The organism is Candidatus Viridilinea mediisalina (assembly GCF_002532535.1).
GTDB classification, from domain to species: domain Bacteria; phylum Chloroflexota; class Chloroflexia; order Chloroflexales; family Chloroflexaceae; genus Viridilinea; species Viridilinea mediisalina.
The window spans coordinates 13,542-38,204 of record NZ_NQWI01000046.1 but is presented as its reverse complement, the minus strand read 5'-3'; the positions used below and the strand labels follow the sequence as shown (position 1 = coordinate 38,204).

Below are 24,663 nucleotides of genomic sequence, written 5' to 3'. Positions count from 1 at the left end.
GAACAGGGGAACAGGGGAACAGGGGAACAGGGGAACAGGGGAACAGGGGAACAGGGGAACAGGGGAACAGGGGAACAGGGGAACGGGAAAAATGTGTGAGTACGAAAAAGCCTTGGGCTCTTGGGGGGCGTCGCGGTGGCTCGGTGGCTGAGCCTGCCGAAGCCAGCCTGTCGAAGCCACCGCGACGTTGGCTTCGACAGGCTCAGCCAACGTCGCGGCCCATGGCTTTTTCGCGTCAACAAAAAACACCCCCTTACTCATGTACCGCTCGAAGAGCCCAAAAGTGACGGTTTTGCTTCAATTCTGCTATACTTGTGGCTAGTCCTTGACTCATCAAATATAGCTTGAGCAAATATATGCACACAATCAACCACAGAGGCAATGCTGCTGCCAACCGCGTCATTCGGGGGCGCGTCTTTTGGTTGGCTCTGCCTGCCGTGGGCGAGCAACTCCTTAATACGCTGGTGGGGCTGGTGGATATCTACCTTGTCGGTAATCTGAGTAGTGCGGCGAGTGCCCAATTGGGCTATGGCAGCGCGACGGCGCTTACGGCAACGGGATTAGGCAACCAGTTCACATGGCTAATGATGGTTCTTTTTATGGCCACCGGGGTGGGGGCGGCGGCCCTCGTGGCGCGGTCGGTCGGGGCCCGCGATCCGGCCAGTTTGCAGCGTATTCTGCGCCAGACTTTTGTGCTGGCGACGCTGGTGGGGCTGATCACGACACTGCTGGGCTTCTTTTTGGCCCCGAGCTTCTTGGCGCTCATTGCTGCCCCCTTGGAGGCGCGTCCGATTGGGGTGAGCTACATTCAGATCAATGCGATGGCCTTCCTGCCTGCGGTCTTTCTGCTCGTTGGTACCGCCTGTATGCGTGCGGCGGGCGACACGCGCACGCCACTCATGCTGATGTTGGGGGTCAACCTGATCAACATCATCACCTCATGGCTCTTGGTCAATGGCGAGTTGGGCCTGCCAACGTTGGGCGTAGACGGGGCCGCCCTCGGTTCGGCCTTAGCCCGCACGGTTGGCGGCATCGTCATGGTGGGCCTCTTGCTACGCGGCCATGGCGTGCTCAAACTCATTCCCAGCCTGCAACCGGATGGCACGATGCTGGCCCGGCTAATCAAGATTGGCCTGCCGACCGCCGGGGAGCAATTTGCCTTCCATGCGGCCTTGTTGATCTTTGTGCGCTTCGTGACAGGCTTGGGCACAACGGTCTTTGCGGCCCATAATGTCACGATCTACATCGAGTCGCTCTCATTCCTGCCGGGTATGGGCTACGCAGCGGCCACCGGGGCGCTCGTGGGTCAGGCGTTGGGCGCAGGCAAACCGCACCAAGCCGAGCGTTACACCTACGAGGCGCTCTGGCAGGGCGGGTTGATGATGTCGCTCTTAGGAGCGCTGATGTTTCTCATACCGGGGCCAATTGTGGCCATTTTCAGCAACGATCCCGGCGTAGTTGCCGCAGCTACACCCATATTGCGGGCGGCGGGCTTGATGCAACCGGCCCTCGCGGTCAGCTTTATCATCTTGGGGGCGTTGCGCGGCGCCGGTGATACGCGCTGGCCACTCATGAGCCGCATTCTCACGACGTGGGTAATGCGTTTACCCTTAACCTTCCTGCTGGTTGGGGTGCTTGACCTGGGCCTCGCAGGGATTTGGCTGGCCATGGCAACCGACTTCACCCTTCAGGCAATCATGGCGCTCTGGCGCTTTGCTGCGGGCCATTGGAAGCGCATTGAGGTGTGAGGGAGCATGCGAGGGAACCAGGTTCCCTCGCACACCCAAATATGAAAAGACCAAGGCCACAGTATGGGAGGGGGGAGCTCCACTGTGGCCTTGGGGAAAGGTCGCCCGCGTTGGGGGGGGGGGTACGCGGGCGACCTACTGGTATAGCGTTGAGCCAGGGAAGCACCAAACGCTACACTCTGTAGTCTAAAAGCTTTTCACGTTGGCACGCAATATGCCATGTGTCATATCTTACGGCGGAGTGTAGCAAAGTTGCCTCTCGTAATAATCGTCGTGTACAATGAGTCTAATTCATGGCCCCCAATCTCATCTGCCGTATGGCGGGGGGTTGGGGGCTATGCCCCCAATGCCCATAGACATCCCTCGTAATAGAGCTGTAATCTCTTCTGCTTGTTTTGCATTGCCGCTACAGCATATAGTATCGTTAGTACAGAGAGAAGGGCCATCATGTGAAGGCCCATGTGTCCGCATCACAGAAAGGGGCCGGCAGTGGAGCGGATTATTCTTCGAGATCAAAACCAGATAGCACCCTTTGCCGAGCCCGCTCGCGAGTTGCGTCTGCTCAACAAGCCGCTCTGGTTGTTGCAGCGCGATCTGCTCAAGAGCCACTGCAAGGGTAGTACCGAAATTGACGATCTACGTGAGTTGGCAAGCGCAGTACCGAGTGGGGCGCAGGAACTGTTGGTTCACCGCGATAATCTCTTCTTCAATGCGGAGTTGATTGATAGCTTCATTCGCGCCGCACGGGCGAGTAAGCGGGCCTGCCAGATTGCCTTTCGGGCCACGACAAATGAGGTGCGCGGCGATGCCAGCATTGAACGCCACGCCCTGCAACTCTGCTCAGGAATTGTCCGCCACGATGGAGTTGCCTACGTAGAGGACGGAGTCGAACGGCGCGGTTCGGTCTATGTGGCCGATCTCTACTATTTCCCTGATGGCCCGCATGCCAAACCAACGCCGTTGGTGATCGATACGCTGAGCCATGAGATGGGGTACTACCATATTCCCAGCTATATGGCCAATAAGGGTGATTTGACCTACCAAATTCCTCAGCGGGCGTTTCTTTCGGTAGAGAGTTGGCTGCACGTCTTTATGGCCAACATTCTCATGGGGGTCTTTTCTTTTGCTGCGGCTCAAGATGTACGCATGAGCAAAGCCCGCTTACGCAATATTTTGCGCTGGAGCAAAGAGGATTGGAGCATCTTCCCCAGCAAACTCGCCTTCTCACTCGGCTCCATTTGGCAAAAACTGAACCCCTTTGAGGAGATGTGGCGCAACCACTTCCTCGCTTCGCGTGCGTTGGTCAAGATTGGCAAGAATTGCTCAATTGATCCCTCGGCAACGATCCACGGCCCAACGATTATTGGCGATAATGTCTACATTGGGCCAGGGGTGGTGATTGCCAATAGCATTATTGGCAATAATGTGAATATTATGCAGGGTGGCCAGGTGATGCTGAGTGTGGTGAGTGACCGTTGCTTCCTGCCCTTCAATGGCGGGCTCTTTATGACGACGCTCATGGAGAACAGCATGGTTGCCCAAAACTCAACCCTGCAACTCACGGTGGTTGGACGCAACACCTTCATTGGGGCCAACAACTGCTTTACCGATTTTAACCTCCAGGGTGAGCCGATCAAGGTGGTACACCACGGTGAACTTGTGGGCATCAACCTGCCCGTGCTTGGTTCGGCGGTGGGCCACAACGTCAAGGTGGGCAGCGGTTTTGTCGTCTATCCGGGGCGCATGATCGAGTCAAATGCTGTTATAATCTTTGATAATGACAAGAATCTCATTCGCGCCACGGTTCCCGGTCATGATCCGAACGATGTTGATCAGATCAGCGGCGAGCCACGGCGGATTATCTACCATTGGCCCAATGTGTACCATGATCCGGTTGCGTCACACGACTCTGCCACACCCGCATCTGCCCCACCACCACGCGAGCCTGGCAGCACGGACGCCTCATCATCTTGGAGTAGACCCGCTGAAGGATTGCCCCAGGAATCCAGCCGTAACCACCATGAACGCCCTGTTGTCGGCGTCGCTGCAAGCGCGAGGAGGACAGACCGGTGAGTAAAGAACGTATTCTGGTTGTCGAAGACCAGCCCGACATCTCGAGCCTGCTCAAGATCTACTTCACCTCTCAAGGGTACGAGGTCTTTACCGCTATGCGTGGTTCACACGCCCTTGAGATTTGTAGTAAGACGCCGCCCAACTTGGCGCTCCTTGATGTGAATCTGCCCGATATGGAGGGCTATGACATTGGCCGCGCCTTGCGTGCGAGTCCGCGTACACGCCACATTCCGATCATCTTCCTTACCGCTCGTGGTGAACGGCGCGACCGACTGGTAGGGCTGGGGGAGGTTCAAGCGCAATATTATATCGTCAAGCCCTTCGATATCGAAGAGGTGCATACGATTGTTAAAAACCAACTCGATGAGGCCCGCCGTAAGAACCAACTCCATCCAGTGACCAACTTGCCCACTGCGGATCTGATTGGCGATCATCTGCGCTTGCTGCTCTCTGCTCAGGGTTGGTCTATGGCACTGCTGCATATCAATGGCTTCGAGACCTTTACCCAAAGCTATGGTTCAGTGGTGGGTGAAGATGTCCTCAAGTTTACCGCCCTGCTGCTTAATGAAGCGGTGAATGAACTGGGGGGGAACGATGATTTTGTAGGCCATATGGTGGTTGGGCCTGCCTTTGTGCTTACCTCCAGCCCTGAACGGATTAAGACGATTGTCGAACGTCTCCTGACCCGCTTTGATGAGGAGATCGGGCTGCACTACAATTTCCGCCATCGCAAACAGGGGTATATTGAGATTACTGATGATGCGGGCGGTACGCGCCAAGTTCCACTGATGGCGCTCTCGGTTGGGGTGGTGACCAGCGAGGACGGGCCGTTCTACGATATTCGTGAATTGAGCGAAACGGTTGAGGAGACGCGCCAGCGGGCATTACACGAGGCACGCGAGCAGGGGAAGAAGAGTTGGGTGGTTTTTGGGCGCAGCCGGTAGAAGCTGTCTGAAAAGTCTATGGACTGGTGTTGGAGTGCCGGCTTTAGCCGGCTAAAGCCGGCACTCCAGCGTGTGCCCACTGGCTTTTCAGACAGCTTCTTAGGTTGTGGCCGGGGAAGGCTCCCGCCACAACCGGCTACGCTGGGTAGCAACACCAACCAGAAACCGGCGCATACGCCGTTTATACATACGGCAGAGCTTGCGAACACACCATGCTCACAGAGCGCAATCCGCGCCCTAGCCAGCCTTTCGGTCACCGCATGCAGGAGCAGCACGCCCGGCTTATGGATATGACTACTGCCCCCACATCTACCGCCAGTTGGGAATTGTTGGCCCAACTCGCCCAATGCGCTCAGGCTGAGGGAGCGCTCGCAGAAGCAAGTGAGCTTGTACGCATGCTTGCCGATCTGGTCGCCCGCCATATGCAGGTTGCGGCTGGTTGCCTTGAGTTGATCGAAGAGGATCAGGTACTCGCAACGGCAAGCTGGGGTGAGCAACCATGCCACGATCCTGCGCCATTGGAGCTGCGGGCCGATGGGATGCTGCTGGGCCGCCTCGCGCTTGGCGGTGCGGGGGCCGCTGGTCTCGATCCTGCCTTTGCAACTGCCCTGACCGCCCAGATGGCGCTGCTGCTCGTTCATCGCCAGCGCCAGGTTGAGGCCGAACTGGTCTCGCAGATCTATCGCTTGGTCAGTTCCAACCTCGAACTGATTGGCATCCTGGAAACGCGCACACTCATCCAAGCGGTACTTACCCGCGCTGCGCCGCTGCTTGGGGTTGCTGTTGCGGCGATCTATACGAGCCGCGAAGAACAAGAGGGTACCTTGGGCCTGCTGGCTGCCGGTGAGGGCGATTTTACCTTCCCGCTCAGCGATGAACTAGTGGTTCATGCGGCTAAGAATGGCCCCCAGGTGGGCCTACTTGCCCCTGGACAGGCGCGCCGCCGCCAAGCTGAACGGCCCCACCACAATAGCTCGAAGGCACGCCATGCGATGGCACTGCCCCTGCGAAGCCAGGGTGAATTGACTGGCGTGGTGGTGCTGATCCTCAACGAGGGCACCCAGGAACCAAGCACGCGCCTGCGCCGCATGGCGAATACCTTGACCACCCAGATGGCGCTGCTGGTACGCAATGGGCGGCTCTTTAGCCAACAGCAGCAGCGTGCCCGTGAACTCTTTGTACTCTATGAGAATAGTCAAGAGATTACGACCAATTCTCAGCTTGAGAGTATGCTCAGCCGGGCGACTGAGAATATTGCCCTTGCGCTCTCCGCTGATTATTGCGCGGTTAAGCTGCTTGATGCTGCCTATCCCGATACACTGCGGACTGTCAGTACCTACAGCGAAGCGGGGCGTACCCAGTCGGGCCGTGCGCTGACGCTGATCAGCGGCGCAGCGGCGCTCTTGGCTCAAGTTGAGGAACAGAGTCCGCTGTTGATTAGCGAGGCCGAAAAGCTTACACCCCCGAATCCCTTGGTCGAGAACCTGATCGCCAATGGCTGCCGTAGCGCCCTCGTTGTGCCGCTCTTGGTCAAAGAAGAGACGATTGGGCTCTTGATGGTGGGCTATGTGCGTGCCCGTCGCCCCATTGCCCAGGCAGAACGTAATTTGGCCCAAGTGCTTGCGGCCCAAGTGGCAACTGCAATTCTCAATCGGCGGCTCTTCCTTGCCGAACAGGATCGCGCCGCTGAGTTAGAGTTGCTCCAGCATATTAGCCGCAACCTGACCTCCGATCTTTCGCTTGATGAGACGCTCTCGGCCATTCTGGATGGGGTTGAGGCGCTGGCGCGTTATGGTGCGGCGCGGGTGGCCCTGATCGAGAGCCACGCCCACGAGCCGCAGGTTGTGGCTCAACGCGGTCTAGCCAATCCCGAGATGGCGCTTGGGCTCACGAGTTGGCTCACACGCCAGGGGCGTATGCTGCGGATGAATGACATGCAGCAGCCTCCGGCCCAAGTGGCGAATATTGCAAGCCTTAGCAAGATTGAGTTTGAAACGGGCGGTGTGGCCCGCTCCTATCTTGGTGTACCGCTGCGTCTACGCGAAGAGCTGATTGGCACGCTAGAACTCTTTGCGCCTGGCTCTGACACCTTTGGCGACAACGATGCGCGCCTGCTCAATATTGTGGCTGGCCCGGCGGCCCAAGCCCTCGCCAATGCAAGCCGCTACACCCAGGCCGATGCGGGGTTGCGTACCCGCCTTGAGCAACTGCGTGCGCTCCAGCGTGTCTCGAGCCAGTTGGCGACCACCCTCGATCAGACCGAGATTTTGGCCTATGTGCTTGAACAGGCTCTGCGGGTAACCGGCGCAAGCAGTGGTTTGATTGCGCTGCGCTCGGCGCACGACAATGCCAACGATAACGCAGGGGCGCTCTATAGCTTGGGGGGCCAGCAGGCTGCCGCCATCTACCACGATAGCTTGAACGCCAGCCTCGACGATACGCAGCCCACCTATGTCATTGTTGAGGCGATTGGCATTGAGGAGGCGATTCGTCAGAATCTGCTTGGAATAACGCTCGCCCCCGCTGCGGCTACGGCGTGGCGGGCGATGGAGCAGCGTGAACCGGAGTTGAGTGATAGCCTGAGTGCTGAAGAACAGGCACTCATTGGTACCGATGATGTACGCTCGGCCCTCGCCGCGCCCATTTTCTACCAAGCGGGCATCTATGGTGTCCTGCTGTTGCTGGGCGACCGCACCCACACCTTCGACTACGATGCGGTTGAGTTTCTGCGCGCCTTGACCCACCAGACTGCGGTGGGGATTGGCAATGCCCAACGCTACCATGAAGTAGAACAGCTCTACCGCGCCCAGAAATCACGGGCGGCGATTCTCAACAATGTGCTTGAGATTGGCCAAGCGTTGCGGGCCAACCGTTCGCTCGAAAGCCTGCTTGAACAGGTGGGCTATAGCGCGATGGAAGCGGCCAACTACCGGGTCGCCCTCTTCTGCCTAAGCGACCAGCGTAGCCCGGGCATGCTGCGCCCCAGTGTGGCTGCGGGGATTCCCCGTAGCGAGTTGGAGCAGATGAGCCAGACGCTACTGCCAGAACGGCTGGCCACGAGCTACCTCGATCCGCGCTTCCGCATGGGGCGCTGCTACTTCGTGCCTGCTGCTGAAGCGCAAGAACTGGAAGCACCCTACGATCTCACGCTCTTTAGCTACACCCTCAATGCCGATACCAATGCCTCTGGTGATGCTCAATCCGGCGATAGACTCTGTGTGCCACTCTATTCGACCGATAGCGTGCTGTTGGGCCTCATGTTGGTGAGCGACCCACTCGATCACCAGCGTCCCACGGCCCGCCGCGTCGAACCACTCGAACTCTTTGCCGACCAAGCTGCCATTGCGATTGAGAATGCTTGGCTTATCCGTGATGCCGATGCGCGTGCGGAACAGATGGCCGCACTCTTCCATGTCGGCAGCGCCGCTACCTCCACCACCAACCTCACCACCCTGCTCGAACGGGTCTACCAAGAGATTGTCGCCTTCTTGGGTACGCCGAGCATCTTCTACATTGTGAGCCACGATGCCGAGCAGGCCGAGATCTGCTTCGAGTTGCTTATGCACAACGGGCAATGCCTCGTTGAAGCCCATAAGCAGACGATGCCACGCGGCGGTTTGATTGAAGAGGTCATTCTGAAGGGCCAAGCGCTCTTGGTGCCCGATCTGCGTGCCGAACGCCGTCATAAATCGCTTTTGACCACCCAGATTCCTGAAGCCTCCGAGGTGCGCTCGTGGCTGAGTGTGCCCCTAGTGAGCCAGGGGCGTACGATTGGCGTACTCAGTATTCAAGATTTCCAACCCCATGTCTTTACCGAGCGCGACCAGCAGTTCCTCTCGGCCCTCGCCAATCAACTGGCTGTTGCAATGGAACGGGCCACGCTCTTTGACGAACGTGAGCGCCGTCTTGCCGAATTGCACGTCATCAATCGCATTGGCGAGATTACCAGTTCAACCCTCGATCTGCGCCAGATGTTGCTCCAAACCTATGAGCAACTCCGGGCGTTCCTTAGCCTCGATGCCTTCTTGGGCTATATCTATGACCGCGAACGGGAACTCTTTACCCTGACCTTGGAGATTGACGGCGAACTTCAGAGCTTTAGCGATCTGCCAGTAGCCCCCCACCCCGATGGGTTGCTGGAGTATATTATCAGCACCCGCCACGCCCTACAGTTCAGTAATCTTGAAGTGGAAGCGGCAGAGCTTGGTTTTGATGTCCAGCCTTTTGGTACCGGCCAAAGCGCAGCGGCGTGGCTCGGTGTCCCCCTGATCGTCGGTGATGGCCAAGTGGTGGGCCTCGTCGCCGTGATGAGTTATACCCCCGCTGTCTATGGCGAACGCGAACTGGCCTTCATGACCATGGTGGCCAACCAACTCGCCCTCGGCGTACAGAACGCCCGGCTGCTCGAACGGGCGCAACAACAGGTCGCGCAGTTCAACCTGCTCAACCGCGTCTCGGTGCAGGCCAGTGCCGCCACCGATGTGATCCGCATCTATCAGATTGTGGTTGATGCCATGGCAGAAGCGGCGGAAGTGGACCAAGCACGCTTGGTGATCTACAACCGCGCTGCGGGGGTTGCGCCTGCTGTGGCTGAGTATCGCCATAGTGGCATGCTCCAAGACCTCGTGATCCCCATGCGCGAGAATCCGGCAATTGCGTTGCTCGATGAGCGGCGTGCCCCCTTGGTGGTGCCTGATGCCCAGAACGATCCGCTCATGGCCCTTTCCCACCAACTCTTCCGCGACCTGGATATTCGCTCGATTGCGCTGGTGCCCTTAGTTGCCAATGAGGTTGTGATTGGCGCAGTTGGGCTCGATTTTGTCGGGCGCGATGGCGAATTCAGTACCAGCGCGATTGAACTCTGCCAGACCATTGCCAACCAGACGAGTACCGCCATTGGACGGGCTAAAGCCTCGGCAGCGGCAGCCTCTAGCGCTCGGGCGCTAGAACAGAAGGTTGGAGCACTCTCGACCCTGCTCAATGCTGCCAGTATCCTCTCTTCGCTGCTGCGCCCCGATGAGGTGCTCAACAAACTCATGGAGTTGGTCAGCCGTCGGCTGAATGTCTCCACCGTGGCACTCTGGACAATCACCTCAGAGCAGATGTTGGTACCCGCAGCCTTTGATGGCATCTCTAACGAGCGCAGTTCGCGCATGCGCGTGCCGGTGGGCCAAGGGCTGACGGGCCAAGTGGCTGCGACGGGCAACCCGCTGATTATCGTGGATGTCAACTCTTCGGGTGGTTCGCTCTACCCTAACTACCAGCGCGATAACAACCTTGTCTCGTTCATGGGCGTGCCGGTGGTCTACCGTGATCAAATCTTGGGCGTGCTGAGTGTGATGACCAGCTACCGCCGCGAGTTTACGCTCGATGAACAGGAATTGCTTTCGGGTTTGGCCGACCAAGCCGCCACCGCGTTGCAGACGGCACGCCTGTTTGAGGAGCGTGAACAGCGCATCCGCGAACTCTCGACGATTAGCAGCATCAGCACCGCGGTCAATGCGACCCTCGACATCCAGGTGTTGCTTGAGCAGTTGCACCAAGGCATTGGCGAGGTGATTGACGTCAGCACCTCGCTGATCGCGCTCTACGATGAGCAGCGCAACATCATTAACTTCCCGGTGGCCTATGATCGCGGACGGATCGTTGAGTTGATGACTGGCCCGTTGGGGCATGGGGTCAATGGTTGGGTGATTCGGACAGCCCAACCGTTGCTGCTCCGCAGCGCCGAAGAGGGCCGTCAGATGGGCCTTGAGATGGATCTGGGGCAACATACCGAAGACGGGAGCATTGAGGAGTCCTTCCTCGTGGCCCCGATCATCTTTGGTGGGCGCGTGCTGGGGGTGATCAACATCCAGAGCTACGAGCAGCGCGCCTTCGATGCCAACGACCTGCGCTTCCTCACGACTGCGGCCAACCAAGCGGCGGTGGCGCTCAACAATGCGCGCCTCTTCAGCGAAGCGCGCCAGCGCGCCACCGAGATGACCACCCTCTTCGAGGTGACCCAGAATCTCTCCAGTAGCTTGAACATGGACGAGACGCAGCACCTCGTGGCCGATGCAGCGGTACGCCTGCTTGGTGCCGATACCAGCTTGGTGATCCGCTTCAACAATGGGAAACCGACCCGCAAAGTGTTTGTTGATCAAGCGCAATTCCGCGATGATTTGCAGCTTACGTTGCGGGTTGATGGCATGACCCAACGGCTGCTGGAGAGTGGTCAACCCCTTGCGATCAGCGATCTCCAGGTATTGGACGATGCCAATCCCGATGCATTAAAGTTGGGCATGCGGAGTGTGCTTGGTTTGATCATTGGCTCCCACGATGAGCGCATGGGGGTGCTGTGGGTGGGCCAGCGTCAGCCTTACGACTGGAGCGAACACCAGATGTCGTTGGGCCTGATCTTAGCCAATCAGGCGGGCCAGGCGCTCAAGAGTGCCCAACTCTTTGAATTGGAGCAGCAGCGCCGCCTCATGGCCGATACGCTGCGCGATGTGGCCCAATCCTTCACCACCACCTTGGCGCTGCGTGAGATTCAAACACTCATCCTCGATCAACTGGTGCGCGTGGTACACTATGATAGCGCCGCAGTGCTGCTGCGAAGCGACGAACATGGCGACTTTGGCATCACCGAAACACGCGGGCTTACCGACGCGCAACTGCTCAACACCCGCTTCAGCCTTGAGGAACAGCCACTCTTCCAAGCAATGGCTGCGAACCTACGCCCCGTGCTGGTTGAAGACACCCACGACGCATCGGCCTTTGCGCCCTTCTTGGAACTGGGTTGGCAGTGCCGTTCATGGATCGGTGCCCCACTTTTGGTGGATAATAAACTGATCGGCATCCTCGCAATTGGCACGGCTGAAGTGGGTGTCTACGACGATGAAATGGTCGAAGTAACCTTCACCCTCGCCAACCAAGCTTCACAAGCCATCCAGAATGCAGATCTCTTCGACCAACTCTCCAATCTGGCGGCTGATCTCGAGCGGCGCGTCCTTGAACGTACTGCCGAAGTAGAGCATGCCAACCGACAACTCTCACAAGAAAAAGATCGGCTCGAGGCAGTTCACGCGATTACACTCGAACTGACTACCCAACTCGATCTTGGCGTCATCCTGCGCCAAGCACTTGAAATGATCTCCGATAACCTCGCCGTCACCCGTGGCTCAATTATGCTGCGTGACACCCAGGATGGTGCGCTCTTCTGCCGGGCCGTCCTAGATGGCCGTGGTCAAGCGCGATCGGCCAATATTCCCATGATCTTTGGCAATGGCGAAGGCTTGGCCGGATGGGTCATGGAGCGCCAAGAGTCGGTCAATATTGCCGATGTGCTTGATGATGAGCGCTGGGTACAAGCGCCAGGGCGGGCCGATGAGGTACGCGCCGTGGCAGCCGTGCCACTCAAGACCACCGATGAGGCGCTGGGCGTGCTGGTGCTGTCTAGCACCACGCCGGGCTACTTCAGCGACTCACAGATGAACCTGTTGGGTACGATTGCCAGTGTGATCGCTGCGGCGGTTGCGAATGCCCAACTCTACAGCTTTATCAATGATCTGGCAGGCACCAACGCCAGCCTGCTGGAAGAGCAGCGTGAGGAGAGTTCCAAGAGTGCAGCGGTACTACGTTCAGTCAGTGAGGGCGTGATCGTCTTGGATACCAGTGAACAGATTACGCTCTTCAACCCCGCCGCTGAACAGGTGCTAGAAATCTCCTCCGAGATGGTGGTGGGCCATACTCTGAGTATCTTCGAGACGCTAGGGAGCGATGTTGAAGCGGCCCAGCGTTACCGTGCGATCTACGACGGTCTTGCCAACGGACTGAAACAAGTGCGTCAAAATCAGCAGATCTACACCACCCATATTGATCTAGAACATCCGGCTCAGGTGATTGCAATTAACCTCGCAACGGTAGCGGGTCCCCATGGTCAGACTTACGGCAATGTGGCAGTGCTACGCGACATCACCCGCGAGATCGAGGCGGATCACGCCAAGCGCCAGTTCATCTCTGACGTAAGCCATGAGTTGCGTACCCCGCTCACGTCGGTCAAGGGCTACGTGGACGTTCTGCTGCTCGGTGGGGGGCAAGGGCTTTCGCAGGATCAGGTTAGCTACCTACAGATCATCAAGAACAACACCAACCGTCTGCGCGACCTGATCGAAGACATTCTGGAATTCTCGCGTCCCGACTCGAAGAAGAAACTGGTGATCGCCCCGGTCGAAATCCCCGGCCTGATCCACGAAGTGGCCCAAGCGCTGCATCTGGAAGCCGAACGCAAACAGATGAACGTGAGCATTGATGTACCAGAGCATCTGCCAGCGGTGATGGCTGATCAGCGGCGCATCAACCAAGTGCTGACCAATCTTTTCTCAAACGCGGTAAAATATACCTTCGAGGGGGGCAACATTTATGTACGGGCCTTCCTCAACCCCGGGAACATGCTTCAGGTTGAGGTCGAAGATAATGGCGTAGGAATGACCGCCGAGCAGCGCAAGAAGTTGTTCCGCCCCTTCTATCGGGCCGACAACCCATTGCGCGACATTGCGGGTGGCACAGGCTTGGGCCTAGCCATCGCTAAGCAGATTGTCGAGCAGCACGGCGGCGAGATGTGGGTACAGAGCGAACATGGCAAGGGCAGTATCTTTAGCTTTATCCTGCCACTACAGCAGGCCAAGCGCGATGATGCCGAGGGGGACGCCGCGTGAGCGCCATTCATCTAGACAATCGGCTGGTTCACTATGAGGTCTTTGGACGAGGCCAGCCCATCGTTTTCCTGCATAGTTGGCTTGGATCGTGGCGCTACTGGGTGCCCACGATGGATCTGGCCTCGGAGCGTTATCGTGCCTATGCACTCGACTTCTGGGGCTTTGGCGAGAGCGACCGCCGTGGCAGCCAGTTTACGGTCAATGGCTATGTAGACATGCTGATCAACTTCATTCTGAAGATGGGCATGCCCATGGCCAACCTTGTCGGCCACGGGCTAGGCGGCATGGTTGCCATCCTCGCCGCCCATGCCAAGCCCGACCTCTTCCCCAAGGTCATGACCGTAGCTACACCGCTGCAGGGTCAAATCTTGGCTGGTCACATCAAACCAGGCACCTTCTCGCGGCTCTTGGGCATGAATAACGCGACCAACGTCTGGGCCAAACTGATCCGCAACATTCCCATTGCCGACCCGGAAGTGCAACAGGAACTCTACGAAGACACAGAGAGCCTGAGCGAGCATGTCCTCGCGAGTGTGCAGGAATCGTTGCTCAACACCGACCTCAACAGCTACATTAGCACGCTCCAAGTGCCGCTCTTAGCCGTCTACGGTGGCGCAGATCGGATTGTCAACGCCGAACACGCCGAATACCTGAACGACATGCGCCAGCGCCCGGTGCAGCGCCTCGTGCTACCCAAAGCCAACCACTTCCCCTTTCTCGAGCAGTCCAGCACCTTCTCGCGGCTGCTACTCGACTTCCTCGTCTCCCAAGGCTCACCCGTGGAGATCAAAGAGGAATGGCGGCGGCGCGTGAATCAGCGGGAGTATTTGTAGAAGGATACAGAAACGAGAAGATAGAAAATGGGTTTGCGGCATCAGGATGCGCTGCATGCCTCCAAACTGTAACGTGCCCTGAAGCCTTCCCTTGGAGGCTGTCTGAAAAGTCTGTGAACTGGCGTTGGAGTGCCGGCTTTAGCCGGCTAAAGCCGGCACTCCAACGTTTGCCACGTAGTATTATGGTACGGCACTGAGACTCTTTTCAGACAGCCTCTATTGTTACGTACCCCAGCAGCCTGTCATGCTGAATAGTCCATGTGCGGGCATCGTAGTGCCGACTTTAGTCGGCTGAGGTCTTTGGCAGCGATGGGAAGCCGACTAACGTCGGCACTACCTACGGCCTCTCATGGAAGCAAAGCAACGGGGTAATCAACAACATCCGCTTCCCTTATGCCAGCGAGCCCATCCGCCAGCCGTAATCAACGTCACCGCATGTGAAATTGACCTCCACTTGAAGCCCTATCTGGCGGTGAATCTTTTGGCTTGACTGTCTCAACTGGGCGCGTTGTTGACTTTCGAGCGGCTGAGTATCTACGAGCCGAAGCAAGTAGCGATACGGTGCCTCTGATTTACCCAACCCATTGCGAACGCGGGCATATTGTTTGGCCAAAGGTCGGAAGGAAACCCAACGCCTTAGTGTATAGTGCTGCGACTAAAGACCTTCCCCTGCCGAATGGTACCTATGTCTTGATCAAACGCTTCTCTGCCAAAGAAGAGCGGCGGCGCGTTGTCGCAACCCTTTTTACACCAGAGAGTGTCGCAAGTGATCGGGTAGCTTTTGAAAATCACCTAAACTACATTCACCGTAAGGGCGCTGGTCTTGAACCAGAACTTGCGCTTGGTTTAACCACATACCTCAACTCAACCCTAGTAGACACCGCTTTTCGCCATTTTAATGGACACACCCAAGTCAATGCCACCGACTTGCGTACGCTGCGCTACCCCAGCCGTGAACAACTGATTGCCCTTGGTAAGGTAGCCCATCCCAAGATGGAGCAAGTCGCGCTTGATGAACTCGTGTCACGTGAGGTGTTTCATATGCATGGAACAGCGAACCCGCATCAAATCCAGAAACGCCTAAATGAGGCGCTGGACATCCTGAAACGCTTAGGATTACCACGAGCGCAACAGAATGAGCGTTCAGCTTTGACCTTGCTTGCGCTGCTCAATCTGCAGCCAGACACTCCTTGGAGTGCGGCGCAGGCACCGTTGTGTGGTATCACCCCCATGATGGAATTCTTTGCAACCCATTATGGACGAACGTATGCCCCCAATACGCGTGAAACAGTCCGCCGTCAGACTGTGCATCAACTTTTGGAGGCAGGCTTTGTGGTAGCCAACCCAGATCAACCAGATCGTCCCGTCAACTCACCCAAAGCGGTCTACCAAATCGAACCAAGCCTCTTGATCTTGCTCCAAGGCTACGGCGTAGTTGGGTGGGAAGACGCATTGGAAGAGTATCTAGCAAACATCCAGACATTGAAGACACGTTTTTGCTACAGCTAAAGCTGGACTGATCTATGTTACTACTTTTTTAGATCGTAAAGGATTACAAAAAGAGCTTTCCAATATCTCTTGGGAGACTGAGGTTTGGATCGCTGATGCGCCATCACATCTCATCCACTTCGATGGCGATCGCTTTCTTGGCCCTTATAGTTAGGGAAGCGGATGTTGTTGATTGCCCCGTTGCTTTGCCACCCTGAGAGGCCGTAGGTAGTGCCGACGTTAGTCGGCTTCCCATCGCTGCCAAAGACCTCAGCCGACTAAAGTCGGCACTACGATGCCCGCCCATGGACTATTCAGCATGACAGGTTGCTGGGATACGTAACAATTTCTGCTTCCCTTACCGTTTGGCGGCCTTCTCGCTTCTCGCTTCTCGCTTCTCGCTTCTCGCTTCTCGCTTCTCGCTTCTCGCTTCTCGCTTCTCGCTTCCCGCTTTCGCTTCTCGCTTCCCGCTTCTCGCTTCCCGCTTCTCGCTTCTCGCTTCCCGCTTCTCGCTTCTCGCTTCTCGCTTCTCGCTTCTCGCTTCTCGCTTCTCGCTTCCCGCTTCCCGCTTCTCGCTTCTCGCTTCCCGCTTTCGCTTCTCGCTTCCCGCTTCTCGCTTCCCCCCCTACTCCTCAAGGGTTGCCAAGACCCGATGGGCGCGCAGGGCCAGCCAGAGGGCAAAGTGTTCCTCGGCGTTGTCGAGATCCATACCGCTGATCTCTTTGATCCGTTCGAGGCGGTAGAGCAGGGTGTTGCGGTGGACGTGCAGCGCTTCTGAGGTGGCGCGTAGGTTGCCTAAGTGGTTAAAGTAGGCGTCGAGGGTCTTGATCAGATCGGCCCGTTGGCGCGTATCATAGTCGGCGAGTTTGGAGAGCGTTTCGCGGTAGAATGTCCAGAGTTCGGGCGTTTCACGTAGGCGCACGAGTAAGCGGTAGACACCAAGGTCGGAGAAGGCCAATACGCGCCCTGGGCCAAAGAGTTGACGCCCTAGCAACAGCGCCTGTTCGGCCTCTTCGAGCGAGCGACGCCAGTCGCCCAAGTTGGCCGCTTGGTTGCCTATAGCCAAGACAAGGTTCTTATAGTCGGCCAGCAGCCGTTCGCGCAGTTGGTCGGTCAATTCGCGCAGGCGGGTGGTGGGGGCCACCGGCAGCATAACGAGCACACTGCTCTCACGACGTGAAACCGGCGCGGCTAGGCCGCGCCGGTTCAGTTCGTTCTGGACGCCTCCGCTCAGGCGGGCGAGGTTGGCGGGGTTGGCATCTTCAAGGTTGAAGAGCATGGCTACGTGGGGCAGGCTCAGGTTGTAGCCCAACTCTTGGCCGCGCTGCAGCGCCGCAGGGAGGTCGCCAGCGGCACCACTGAGGATATTGGAGACAAAATCGCCACGTAGGCGCTCTTCCGCAGCCTGTACCGCCTGCTCCTTCGCCAACTCTAGGGCTAGGGCGGCGGCCCCCCGTTCAGCGGCCTCACGATCCCATGCGTCAAGGGCACTGCCGGCCAGGGCAAGGTAACCCGTGGGATAGTTGCGTGGGCCAATTGGTTCAACCCAGATCTGCTGGTTGAGCAGGGTTGTCTCACCGCGCGTACTCGGACGTAGCGCCTGAAGCGCAATCCGGGCCGAACCTTTGCCGCGCTGAGCGCGCAGTTCGCCGTTGAGCGCGTAGCAGGCCACACTCTGGCTGGTGCGTTCCGCAAGGACCTCAAGCAGCCCGGGCACCCCTTGCCCAGCCAGCGACTTTTGGGTCAACAGATCGTAGAGTTGGGCTCCGCGCCGCTCAAACTGGGCCTCGTAGTCGCTCACGAGGCGCGTCACCTCACGTTCCACCTCTTTGAGATCGGCGTGGGAGGGAAGTTGCAGTAGCGGCAGTTGGGCCTCTTCGGAAGCGGCAATATCTTCAACCACAACGGGGCCAAGCACCACAATGCCCGCAACAGGCACCGGGGCTTGCGAAAGGCGGCGCACCAAAATCCGTAGCGTCAAGCGGGGATCGAGGGCTAGGGCAGCATCCACTGCCAAGAGCGCCAACTCGCCACCACGCAGTTCAGCGAAGGCGGGGAGCGTCGCCCGCAAGGTAGCCACCCAATTCACTTGCCGACCCTGACCAACCCACCCGGCGGCAACCGTCGTGCCCGACGGTAGCGCAAGCCTTAAGACATCGCGAACTGTGACCGGCGCCATAGTAGCATTTCTTGATGGTGAAATTCCTAGCGCCCATTATAGCACGCGCTGCGTGCTGCTCAACGACATGGTACGCTATTTTAGGCCCAAGCGCCCCTATCAGGGGCATGATTAGGGTATTATGTAGTGATAGACAGAACGCAGATGTTCAGTTCACGAATAGCAGTGCGTTACAAAACCAACAATCAATCAGACCTGCCACGGGCAAAAGATGATCACGGCAAGAAAGACTGGTATAGTAAGGGAACGCAATCGTTCGTTCCCGTTGTCGTGCATCAGCATTGCCCACTACGGTCAAGATTCGTTGTACCATAGGATGAGTTATAGCAAATCCAGGGAGTTCCCTATGTCAGATCAACCCCCAAGCTCGATAATTGCTGCGCTTTTGCACCACGCGGCTACCGATCCGGAGCGCCCTTGTTTGCAGTGGGGGGGGCAGACGCTCAGTTATAGTACGATTGTAGACCTTGCCGCAGGGTGGGCTGAACATTTTCTGCGTCAGGGTGTGCAGCGTGGTGACCGGGTTGGGCTCTTTTTGCCTAGTAGTCCAACCTTTCTCGTTACCTATTTGGGCATCCAGATGGTTGGTGGGATTGCGGTGTTGATCAATAGCCAGTACCGCCAAGTTGAATTGAACCACATTTTGAGCGATAGCGAGCCTCGTGTGGTGGTCTGTGATGCCGATGGGATCGCCTATATCGGCGCGCCCGCCGGTTCGGTCGGGGCGAAGTTGGTGGTTACTACGGGCGAAGTCCAAGCCAAGGATGCGAGTTCGTGGCGTGGCGAGCTGCCGCGCCCCAACGAGTTGGCTCTGCTCGTGTATACCTCGGGCACAACCGGACGCGCCAAAGGTGCCATGCTTACCCATGGGGCGCTGACAGCTAATAGTGCCGCTGTGACCGCAGCATGGCACTGGACAGCCGCCGATCATCTGCTGTTGGTTTTGCCGCTCTTCCACATCCACGGGTTGGGCGTGGGGTTCCACGGCACACTCTGGAGCGGCGCACGCCTGACGCTGCGTCCGCGCTTTGTGGCGGAAGAGAGCCTTGAGGCGTTGCGTTCCGGTGAGTATACGCTCTTCTTTGGGGTGCCTACGATGTATACGCGCATCATTGAGGTGGCTCGTGCCCAAACTGTACGCACGCGGGGTAAGCCTCCCCGCATCAAGCCGCTGCCCTTGCGCCTCTGTGTTTCGGGTTCGGCCCCGTTGGCGCCGCAAACATTGCAAGAGTTTGAGACCCGCTTTGGTCATCGTATTCTTGAGCGCTATGGCATGAGCGAGACCGGCATGAATCTGGGCAATCCCTACGAGGGCGAGCGGCGGGCTGGAACGGTGGGGCAACCCTTTCCGGGCCAAGAGGCGCGCGTGGTGGACATGCAGAGTGGCGAGCCATTGCCTGATGGCGAGATTGGTGAAATTCAGGTGCGCGGGCCCCACGTCGGCACGGGGTATTGGGGCAATCCCCAAGCGACCGTTGAAGTCTTCCATGATGACGGATGGTTCAGCACGGGCGATTTGGGCTGGCGGAGCGACGATGGCTACTTCACGATCACTGGGAGGGCCCGCGAACTGATCATCAGCGGAGGCTACAATATCTACCCGCGTGAAATCGAGGAGGTGCTGCTGAACCACCCAGCGGTAGCCGAGTGCGCTGTCTTTGGGCAACCCGATCCCGATCTGGGCGAACATGTCGTCGCCGCAATTGTGCCGCGCAACCCGGCCCAGCCGCCTACTCGCAACAAGCTGATCAACTACTGCAACGAACACCTCGCCGCCTACAAACGCCCCCGCAGCATCCATATCTTGGAGGCGCTGCCGCGCAATGCGATGGGCAAGGTGCAAAAAGAACTGCTCAAGCAGCAGATGGGGCTCTAGTTGAGGATGTGATACCAACTACCATTGAGCATGCCGCATGCCCAATGACAATCTAGCGCATTGAGATGCCATGCTCGGCTATCAGCTATCGGCTATCGGCTATCGGATTTGGTGTGACCATGAGCGATCCAACCTGGCAGCAGGAAGCAGCGGCCCAAGCTTTAGAACGCCTCTTGCCCCGTTTGCGTAGCGCCCTTGCTGCTGCCCAAGCTGCCGATGCAGCGGGCTATGCTGCATTTGAGGCCCGGCTGCAACGTGAGTGGCCACGCCTCTTTACGTTGCTGCTGCGGCTCTATGGCGGGCAGTATGACTTCTTCTACCAGTTGGAGCAACTGCTGCTGCTGGCTGGGTGGGCGTGGAGTGAGCGCCGCCCAGCATTGCGGGCGCTTGATGCACAACGTGAGGCGGATCCCCATTGGTATCAGGCGCAACATGTGTTGGGTGCGGTCCTCTATGTGGATCGCTTTGCTGATACCCTGGCTGGGCTGCGTGAACATCTGCCCTACCTTCAGCGCCTCGGGGTCACCTACCTGCACCTGATGCCGCTCTTTTTGGCCCCCACGGGCAATAGCGATGGCGGCTATGCGGTCAGTAGCTATCGCGTTGTCCAGCCTGAGCTTGGCACGATGGAGGAGTTGGCTGCGTTGGCCGATCTGCTACGTGCCAACCAGATCAGCCTTGTGCTGGATTTTGTCTTTAACCATACCTCCGATGAACATGAGTGGGCCAAACGCGCACGGGCAGGCGAACGAACCTATGAGCACTTCTATCTGCTCTTTCCCGACCGCACCCTGCCCGATCAGTATGATCAGACGCTCCGTGAAATCTTTCCCACTGTGCGCCACGGTAGCTTCACTTGGGATGCAGCCATGCGCCGCTGGGTCTGGACCACCTTCAACAGCTTTCAGTGGGATCTCAACTATGCCAATCCCGAAGTCTTTCGCGCTATGGGCGCAGAGTTGCTCTTCCTTGCCAACCAGGGGGTTGAGGTGTTGCGCCTTGATGCCGTGGCCTTCATCTGGAAGCGCATGGGCAGCAGTTGTGAAAATCAGCCCGAGGCCCACTGGATCATTCAGGCCTACAACGCCCTGACCCGCATCGTCTGCCCGGCGTTGCTCTTCAAATCGGAGGCGATTGTGCATCCCGATGAGGTGGTCAAGTATCTTGGCCTTGAGGAGGCCCAACTCTCCTATAACCCGCTGGGCATGGCGCTCTGCTGGGAGGCGCTCGCAACCCGTGAGGTGCGCCTGTTGAGCCATGCCTTAGCCACGCGCTGGAGCATTCCAACGGGCTGTGCGTGGATCAACTATCTGCGTGTCCACGATGATATTGGCTGGACCTTTGATGATGATGATGCGCGCAGTTTGGGCATCGATCCCTGGGGCCATCGGCGTTTTCTCAATGCCTTCTATGTGGGCGATCATGCCGCATCGTTTGCGCGGGGGGTGCCCTTCCAAGCCAATCCCGCAACGGGCGATGCGCGTGTGAGTGGCACCCTCGCTTCGTTGGCTGGGCTGGAGCAGGCGTTGCAACGCAATGATCCCACGCTGATCGATCTGGCGGTACGGCGAATTCTGCTGCTCTTTAGCGTGATGCTCAGTAGCGGCGGTATTCCGCTGCTCTATGTGGGTGATGAACTGGCAACGCTGAATGACTATAGCTACGCCCATGATCCGGCGCGGGCCGACGATAGCCGTTGGGTGCATCGGGCCACCTTTGACTGGAGGCGTGCGGCCTATGCCGACGACAGCACCCGCCCAGAGGGGCGCGTCTACCAGGGGTTACTGCGCCTGATTGCGCTCCGCAAGCAGCAGACCGCATTCGCTGGCAACGAGCTCACCGTCTTTGAGCCTGGCCATGCGAGTCTCTTGGGCTACGTGCGCCAGCATCGAGGCCAGCGCGTCCTCGTGCTCGCCAACTTCAGCGAAGGCACGCACGGCATCGCGGCCAACCGCCTGCGCCTCTATGGGTTAGCATACCAATTCCGCGACCTGATCAGCGGCCAAACGGTCAGCGCCGAAGGCGTGGTGCAATTGGAAGGCTATCAAGTTTTGTGGTTGGTAGGATATTAGGATTCCTCATCATTATGCTTAACCCAGACTCGCTGGCAGCAACCGCTGCGGCACGCTTTGGCCCTGGTTTTGTCCGCCCGCTCTATGAGGGCTATGGCTTTGCTACGTTGCCTGCAACGATTGAACGGCTCTTGACGGGCCAGGGGGCAGCGGGGTTGCCTGATGCGGCGTTAGGTGGGCTACCAAGCCACCATGAGACGGTTGTGCTGGTCTTAATTGATGCTTTCGGCTGGCGCTTTTTTGAAAGCTATGCCAACCAGCATCCTTTCGTGCAACGGCTGATGCAGCAGGGGGTGGTTTCGCGCCTCACGACGATGTTTCCTTCCACCACGGCGGCCCATATGACGACGCTGCATACAGGCTTAACGCCGGGCGCTTCGGGCGTGTTCGAGTGGTTCTTCTATGAGCCGCAGTGCCAACGGGTCATTGCCCCGCTGCTCTTCTCCTTTGCGGGCGATCGTCAGCGCGAAACGCTGGCCGCTGCGGGGGTTGCGCCCGCAACCATCCTGCCTACGACAACCATATACCAGCGCCTGGCAGCCCAGGGTATCGCCTCAACCGTCTATCAGCACAGTAGCTACGCCCAATCATCCTTCTCCACCACAGTCTGTGCGGGGGCCAAGCTGATTCCCTTCCGCACCCTCGCCGAAGCGCTGGTCATCATGCAACTCCGGCTGCACAAGAAGCGCGGCCCCCACTACCACGTACTCTATCTTGATACTGCCGACGCCCTCGCTCACAGCTATAGCCCCGAAGCGCCCCACGTCGCCGCCGAATTTGATACGCTGCTGACCACCCTCGAACGCTGGCTCCACCCAACCCTGACGAAACTGGGCCGTCCGGTGTTACTCATGTTCACTGCCGACCATGGCCAGATTGCGGTGCGACCCGCGAAAACGCACCTGCTCAACCGGCTCGTCCCGAGCCTCGAGGCGGCCACGCCCCGAGGCAGTGATGGGCTGCCAATTGCGCCCAGTGGTTCCGTCCGCGATCTCTTCCTCTATGTGGATGATGCACGCCGCTCTGAGTTGATCACTGAACTGCGGAACATCCTCGCCGACAAGGCCGAGGTCTACCCCACCGAAGAGTTGATCAATGCTGGCTTCTTCGGCCCAAGTGTCGGCCCGGCCTTTCTAAGTCGTGTGGGCAACATTGTGGTGCTGGCCCACCCTAACAGCAGCGTCTGGTGGGCCGATGAACGCTTCCCGCTCAAGTTTAAGGGGGGCCACGGTGGGTTGAGTGAGGCCGAGGCGTTGACTCAGGTGGCGCTGTTGAGCTATGGGATGTGAGAGGGCGCAGAGGTGAGGGAGAGGGCGAGGGCGCAGAGATTTTCACCACAGAGGCACAGAGGACACAGAGGGTTTTTTTAGGGTTTGTTGCTTTCCTTTTGTGTTCTTTCCTGTTTCCTATTTCCTATTTCCTATTTCCTGTTTCCTGTTTCCTGTTTCCTGTTTCCTGTTTCCTGTTTCCTATTTCCTGTTTCCTGTTTCCTATTTCCTATTTCCTGTTTCCTACTTCCTCCCCCTACGGCCCCGTGATCCGAATAGCACCTGAGGTGCTACTGACCGTCAACTGGGTTGTACCACTGCCAAGTACGCCTATGAGTTGACGCCGTTCGGCAACACGCTCGTTGAGGAGTAGGTTGGTACTGAGATCGCCACTGACTGTGGTTGCGACGAGACGCAGATCTTCGGGGGTGATCAGGCGTATAGAGACACCACCAGAGATCGTGTTAATCCTGTTTTCAGCGGCAGGCTCAAGGGCAGCTACGACCTGGATCGAGCCACTGGTGGTATCAATGTCTAAGCGTGCAGCGTGTGCATCGTTGATCGTGATGTTGCCTGAGATCGTGTTCAGAGCCAGGGGGCCGTTGCTGCCCTCAAGCTGGATTGCGCCACTGACACTATTGACCTGCACATCCTCAAGCTGACCCTCCGCCCTAATTGCGCCACTCATGCTTTGGGCTTGGAATGGGCCTTGATGGTTACGCACCCGTATGGCCCCTGAGGTTGTGGTTGCATTGAAACTACCAAGCGTGGTTTGGCTGCTCATCGCACCGCTGATGGTCTGTAAAACAAGATCGCTTTGGAGGTTATGCATCATGATGTTCCCACTGGTCAGCACAACCTCTGCTGCAACTCCCTCTGGCAGACTCAGGCGCAGATCGGCAGCCGGGCGTCGCCCCAAGAAGGAGCCGACTGAGGGCGGACGGCGTACGTCAATTGTCAGCAGCCCATCATGCTGCTCGACTACCACCTCAAGGTTTTCGGCAGCCCGCTCTGCGGTACTGCCATTCCAACCATAACCTCGGCGGTTTGCCGCAAGTACCACCTCGGAACCACTGCTACCCACCAACTCAATGCGATCATTCACACCACTGATCACGACCCGCTCGGCGCGATAACGCTGCTCTGGCAGAGGGCTACTACGCTCTACAAAGCCCATTCCTACGCCAAAGATAGAGCCGCGCGTGGTCAATTCAAAGACCAACCAGACCACACCGACAACAAGCAGCAGGGTGCCCCAACGGCGCGTCATTTCGTTGCGACGATAGTAAGCCTCATCGGGTACCGGATTGGTCGCACGCGGGTCAGGGTGGGGATTCATCAGGAGCCTACCTTTCCAAACAACATCCTTCCGTTCTGCCGATATGACGTGAAGAGACGGAATGGTGTTGCAAGGTCCGGTAACGCGGCCTTATACCATTTACGATTGCAGATTGCAGATTGCAGATTACAGATTGCCGAACAT

Annotated in this window: 12 protein-coding genes; 10 read left to right on the top strand and 2 right to left on the bottom strand. The window is 57.9% G+C overall.

Going from position 1 to position 24,663, the window contains the following annotated elements; translation table 11 throughout:
• The first annotated feature begins 356 nt into the window (after nt 1–356).
• From CJ255_RS11355 to CJ255_RS25090, 7 genes are all read left to right on the top strand, one after another.
• Complete coding sequence (locus CJ255_RS11355; RefSeq protein WP_097644220.1) at nt 357–1,748, top strand: MATE family efflux transporter; 1,392 nt, start codon at nt 357–359, stop codon at nt 1,746–1,748.
• A 489-nt stretch (nt 1,749–2,237) separates the two neighbouring features.
• On the top strand, nt 2,238–3,821 hold the full coding sequence (locus tag CJ255_RS11350) for an LbetaH domain-containing protein (RefSeq protein ID WP_097644219.1): 1,584 nt from the start codon (nt 2,238–2,240) through the stop codon (nt 3,819–3,821).
• A complete protein-coding gene (locus tag CJ255_RS11345) occupies nt 3,818–4,765 on the top strand; it encodes a GGDEF domain-containing response regulator (RefSeq protein WP_097644218.1) in 948 nt (315 codons plus the stop codon). The genes CJ255_RS11350 and CJ255_RS11345 overlap by 4 nt, the downstream gene beginning before the upstream one ends.
• 212 nt (nt 4,766–4,977) lie before the next feature.
• Nucleotides 4,978–13,464 (top strand): GAF domain-containing protein, encoded by an 8,487-nt coding sequence (locus CJ255_RS11340; RefSeq protein WP_097644217.1) that lies wholly within the window; start codon nt 4,978–4,980, stop codon nt 13,462–13,464.
• Complete coding sequence (locus CJ255_RS11335; protein WP_097644216.1) at nt 13,461–14,297, top strand: alpha/beta fold hydrolase; 837 nt, start codon at nt 13,461–13,463, stop codon at nt 14,295–14,297. The genes CJ255_RS11340 and CJ255_RS11335 overlap by 4 nt, the downstream gene beginning before the upstream one ends.
• Before the next feature lie 690 nt (nt 14,298–14,987).
• Nucleotides 14,988–15,806: a hypothetical protein gene (locus CJ255_RS25095; protein ID WP_217352437.1), complete on the top strand. Its 819-nt coding sequence runs from the start codon at nt 14,988–14,990 to the stop codon at nt 15,804–15,806.
• A gap of 7 nt (nt 15,807–15,813) precedes the next feature.
• The gene (locus CJ255_RS25090) at nt 15,814–15,960 is read left to right on the top strand and encodes a BsuBI/PstI family type II restriction endonuclease (protein WP_217352438.1); all 147 of its coding nucleotides are present in this window, start codon (nt 15,814–15,816) and stop codon (nt 15,958–15,960) included.
• A 450-nt stretch (nt 15,961–16,410) separates the two neighbouring features.
• On the opposite strand, the gene CJ255_RS11325 is transcribed toward CJ255_RS25090, so the two are convergent.
• The gene (locus CJ255_RS11325) at nt 16,411–17,964 is read right to left on the bottom strand and encodes a helix-turn-helix domain-containing protein (RefSeq protein WP_097644215.1); all 1,554 of its coding nucleotides are present in this window, start codon (nt 17,962–17,964) and stop codon (nt 16,411–16,413) included.
• Between the two features lie 346 nt (nt 17,965–18,310).
• On the opposite strand from CJ255_RS11325, the gene CJ255_RS11320 reads away from it, so the two are divergent.
• From CJ255_RS11320 to CJ255_RS11310, 3 genes are all read left to right on the top strand, one after another.
• Nucleotides 18,311–19,840: an acyl-CoA synthetase gene (locus tag CJ255_RS11320; RefSeq protein WP_097644214.1), complete on the top strand. Its 1,530-nt coding sequence runs from the start codon at nt 18,311–18,313 to the stop codon at nt 19,838–19,840.
• A 119-nt stretch (nt 19,841–19,959) separates the two neighbouring features.
• A complete protein-coding gene (locus tag CJ255_RS11315; RefSeq protein ID WP_097644213.1) occupies nt 19,960–21,912 on the top strand; it encodes an amylosucrase in 1,953 nt (650 codons plus the stop codon).
• Between the two features lie 14 nt (nt 21,913–21,926).
• Nucleotides 21,927–23,201 (top strand): alkaline phosphatase family protein, encoded by a 1,275-nt coding sequence (locus CJ255_RS11310; RefSeq protein ID WP_097644212.1) that lies wholly within the window; start codon nt 21,927–21,929, stop codon nt 23,199–23,201.
• A gap of 235 nt (nt 23,202–23,436) precedes the next feature.
• Here CJ255_RS11310 and CJ255_RS11305 read toward each other — a convergent pair whose 3' ends face one another.
• Nucleotides 23,437–24,519: a DUF4097 family beta strand repeat-containing protein gene (locus tag CJ255_RS11305; RefSeq protein ID WP_097644211.1), complete on the bottom strand. Its 1,083-nt coding sequence runs from the start codon at nt 24,517–24,519 to the stop codon at nt 23,437–23,439.
• Nucleotides 24,520–24,663: the final 144 nt, after the last annotated feature.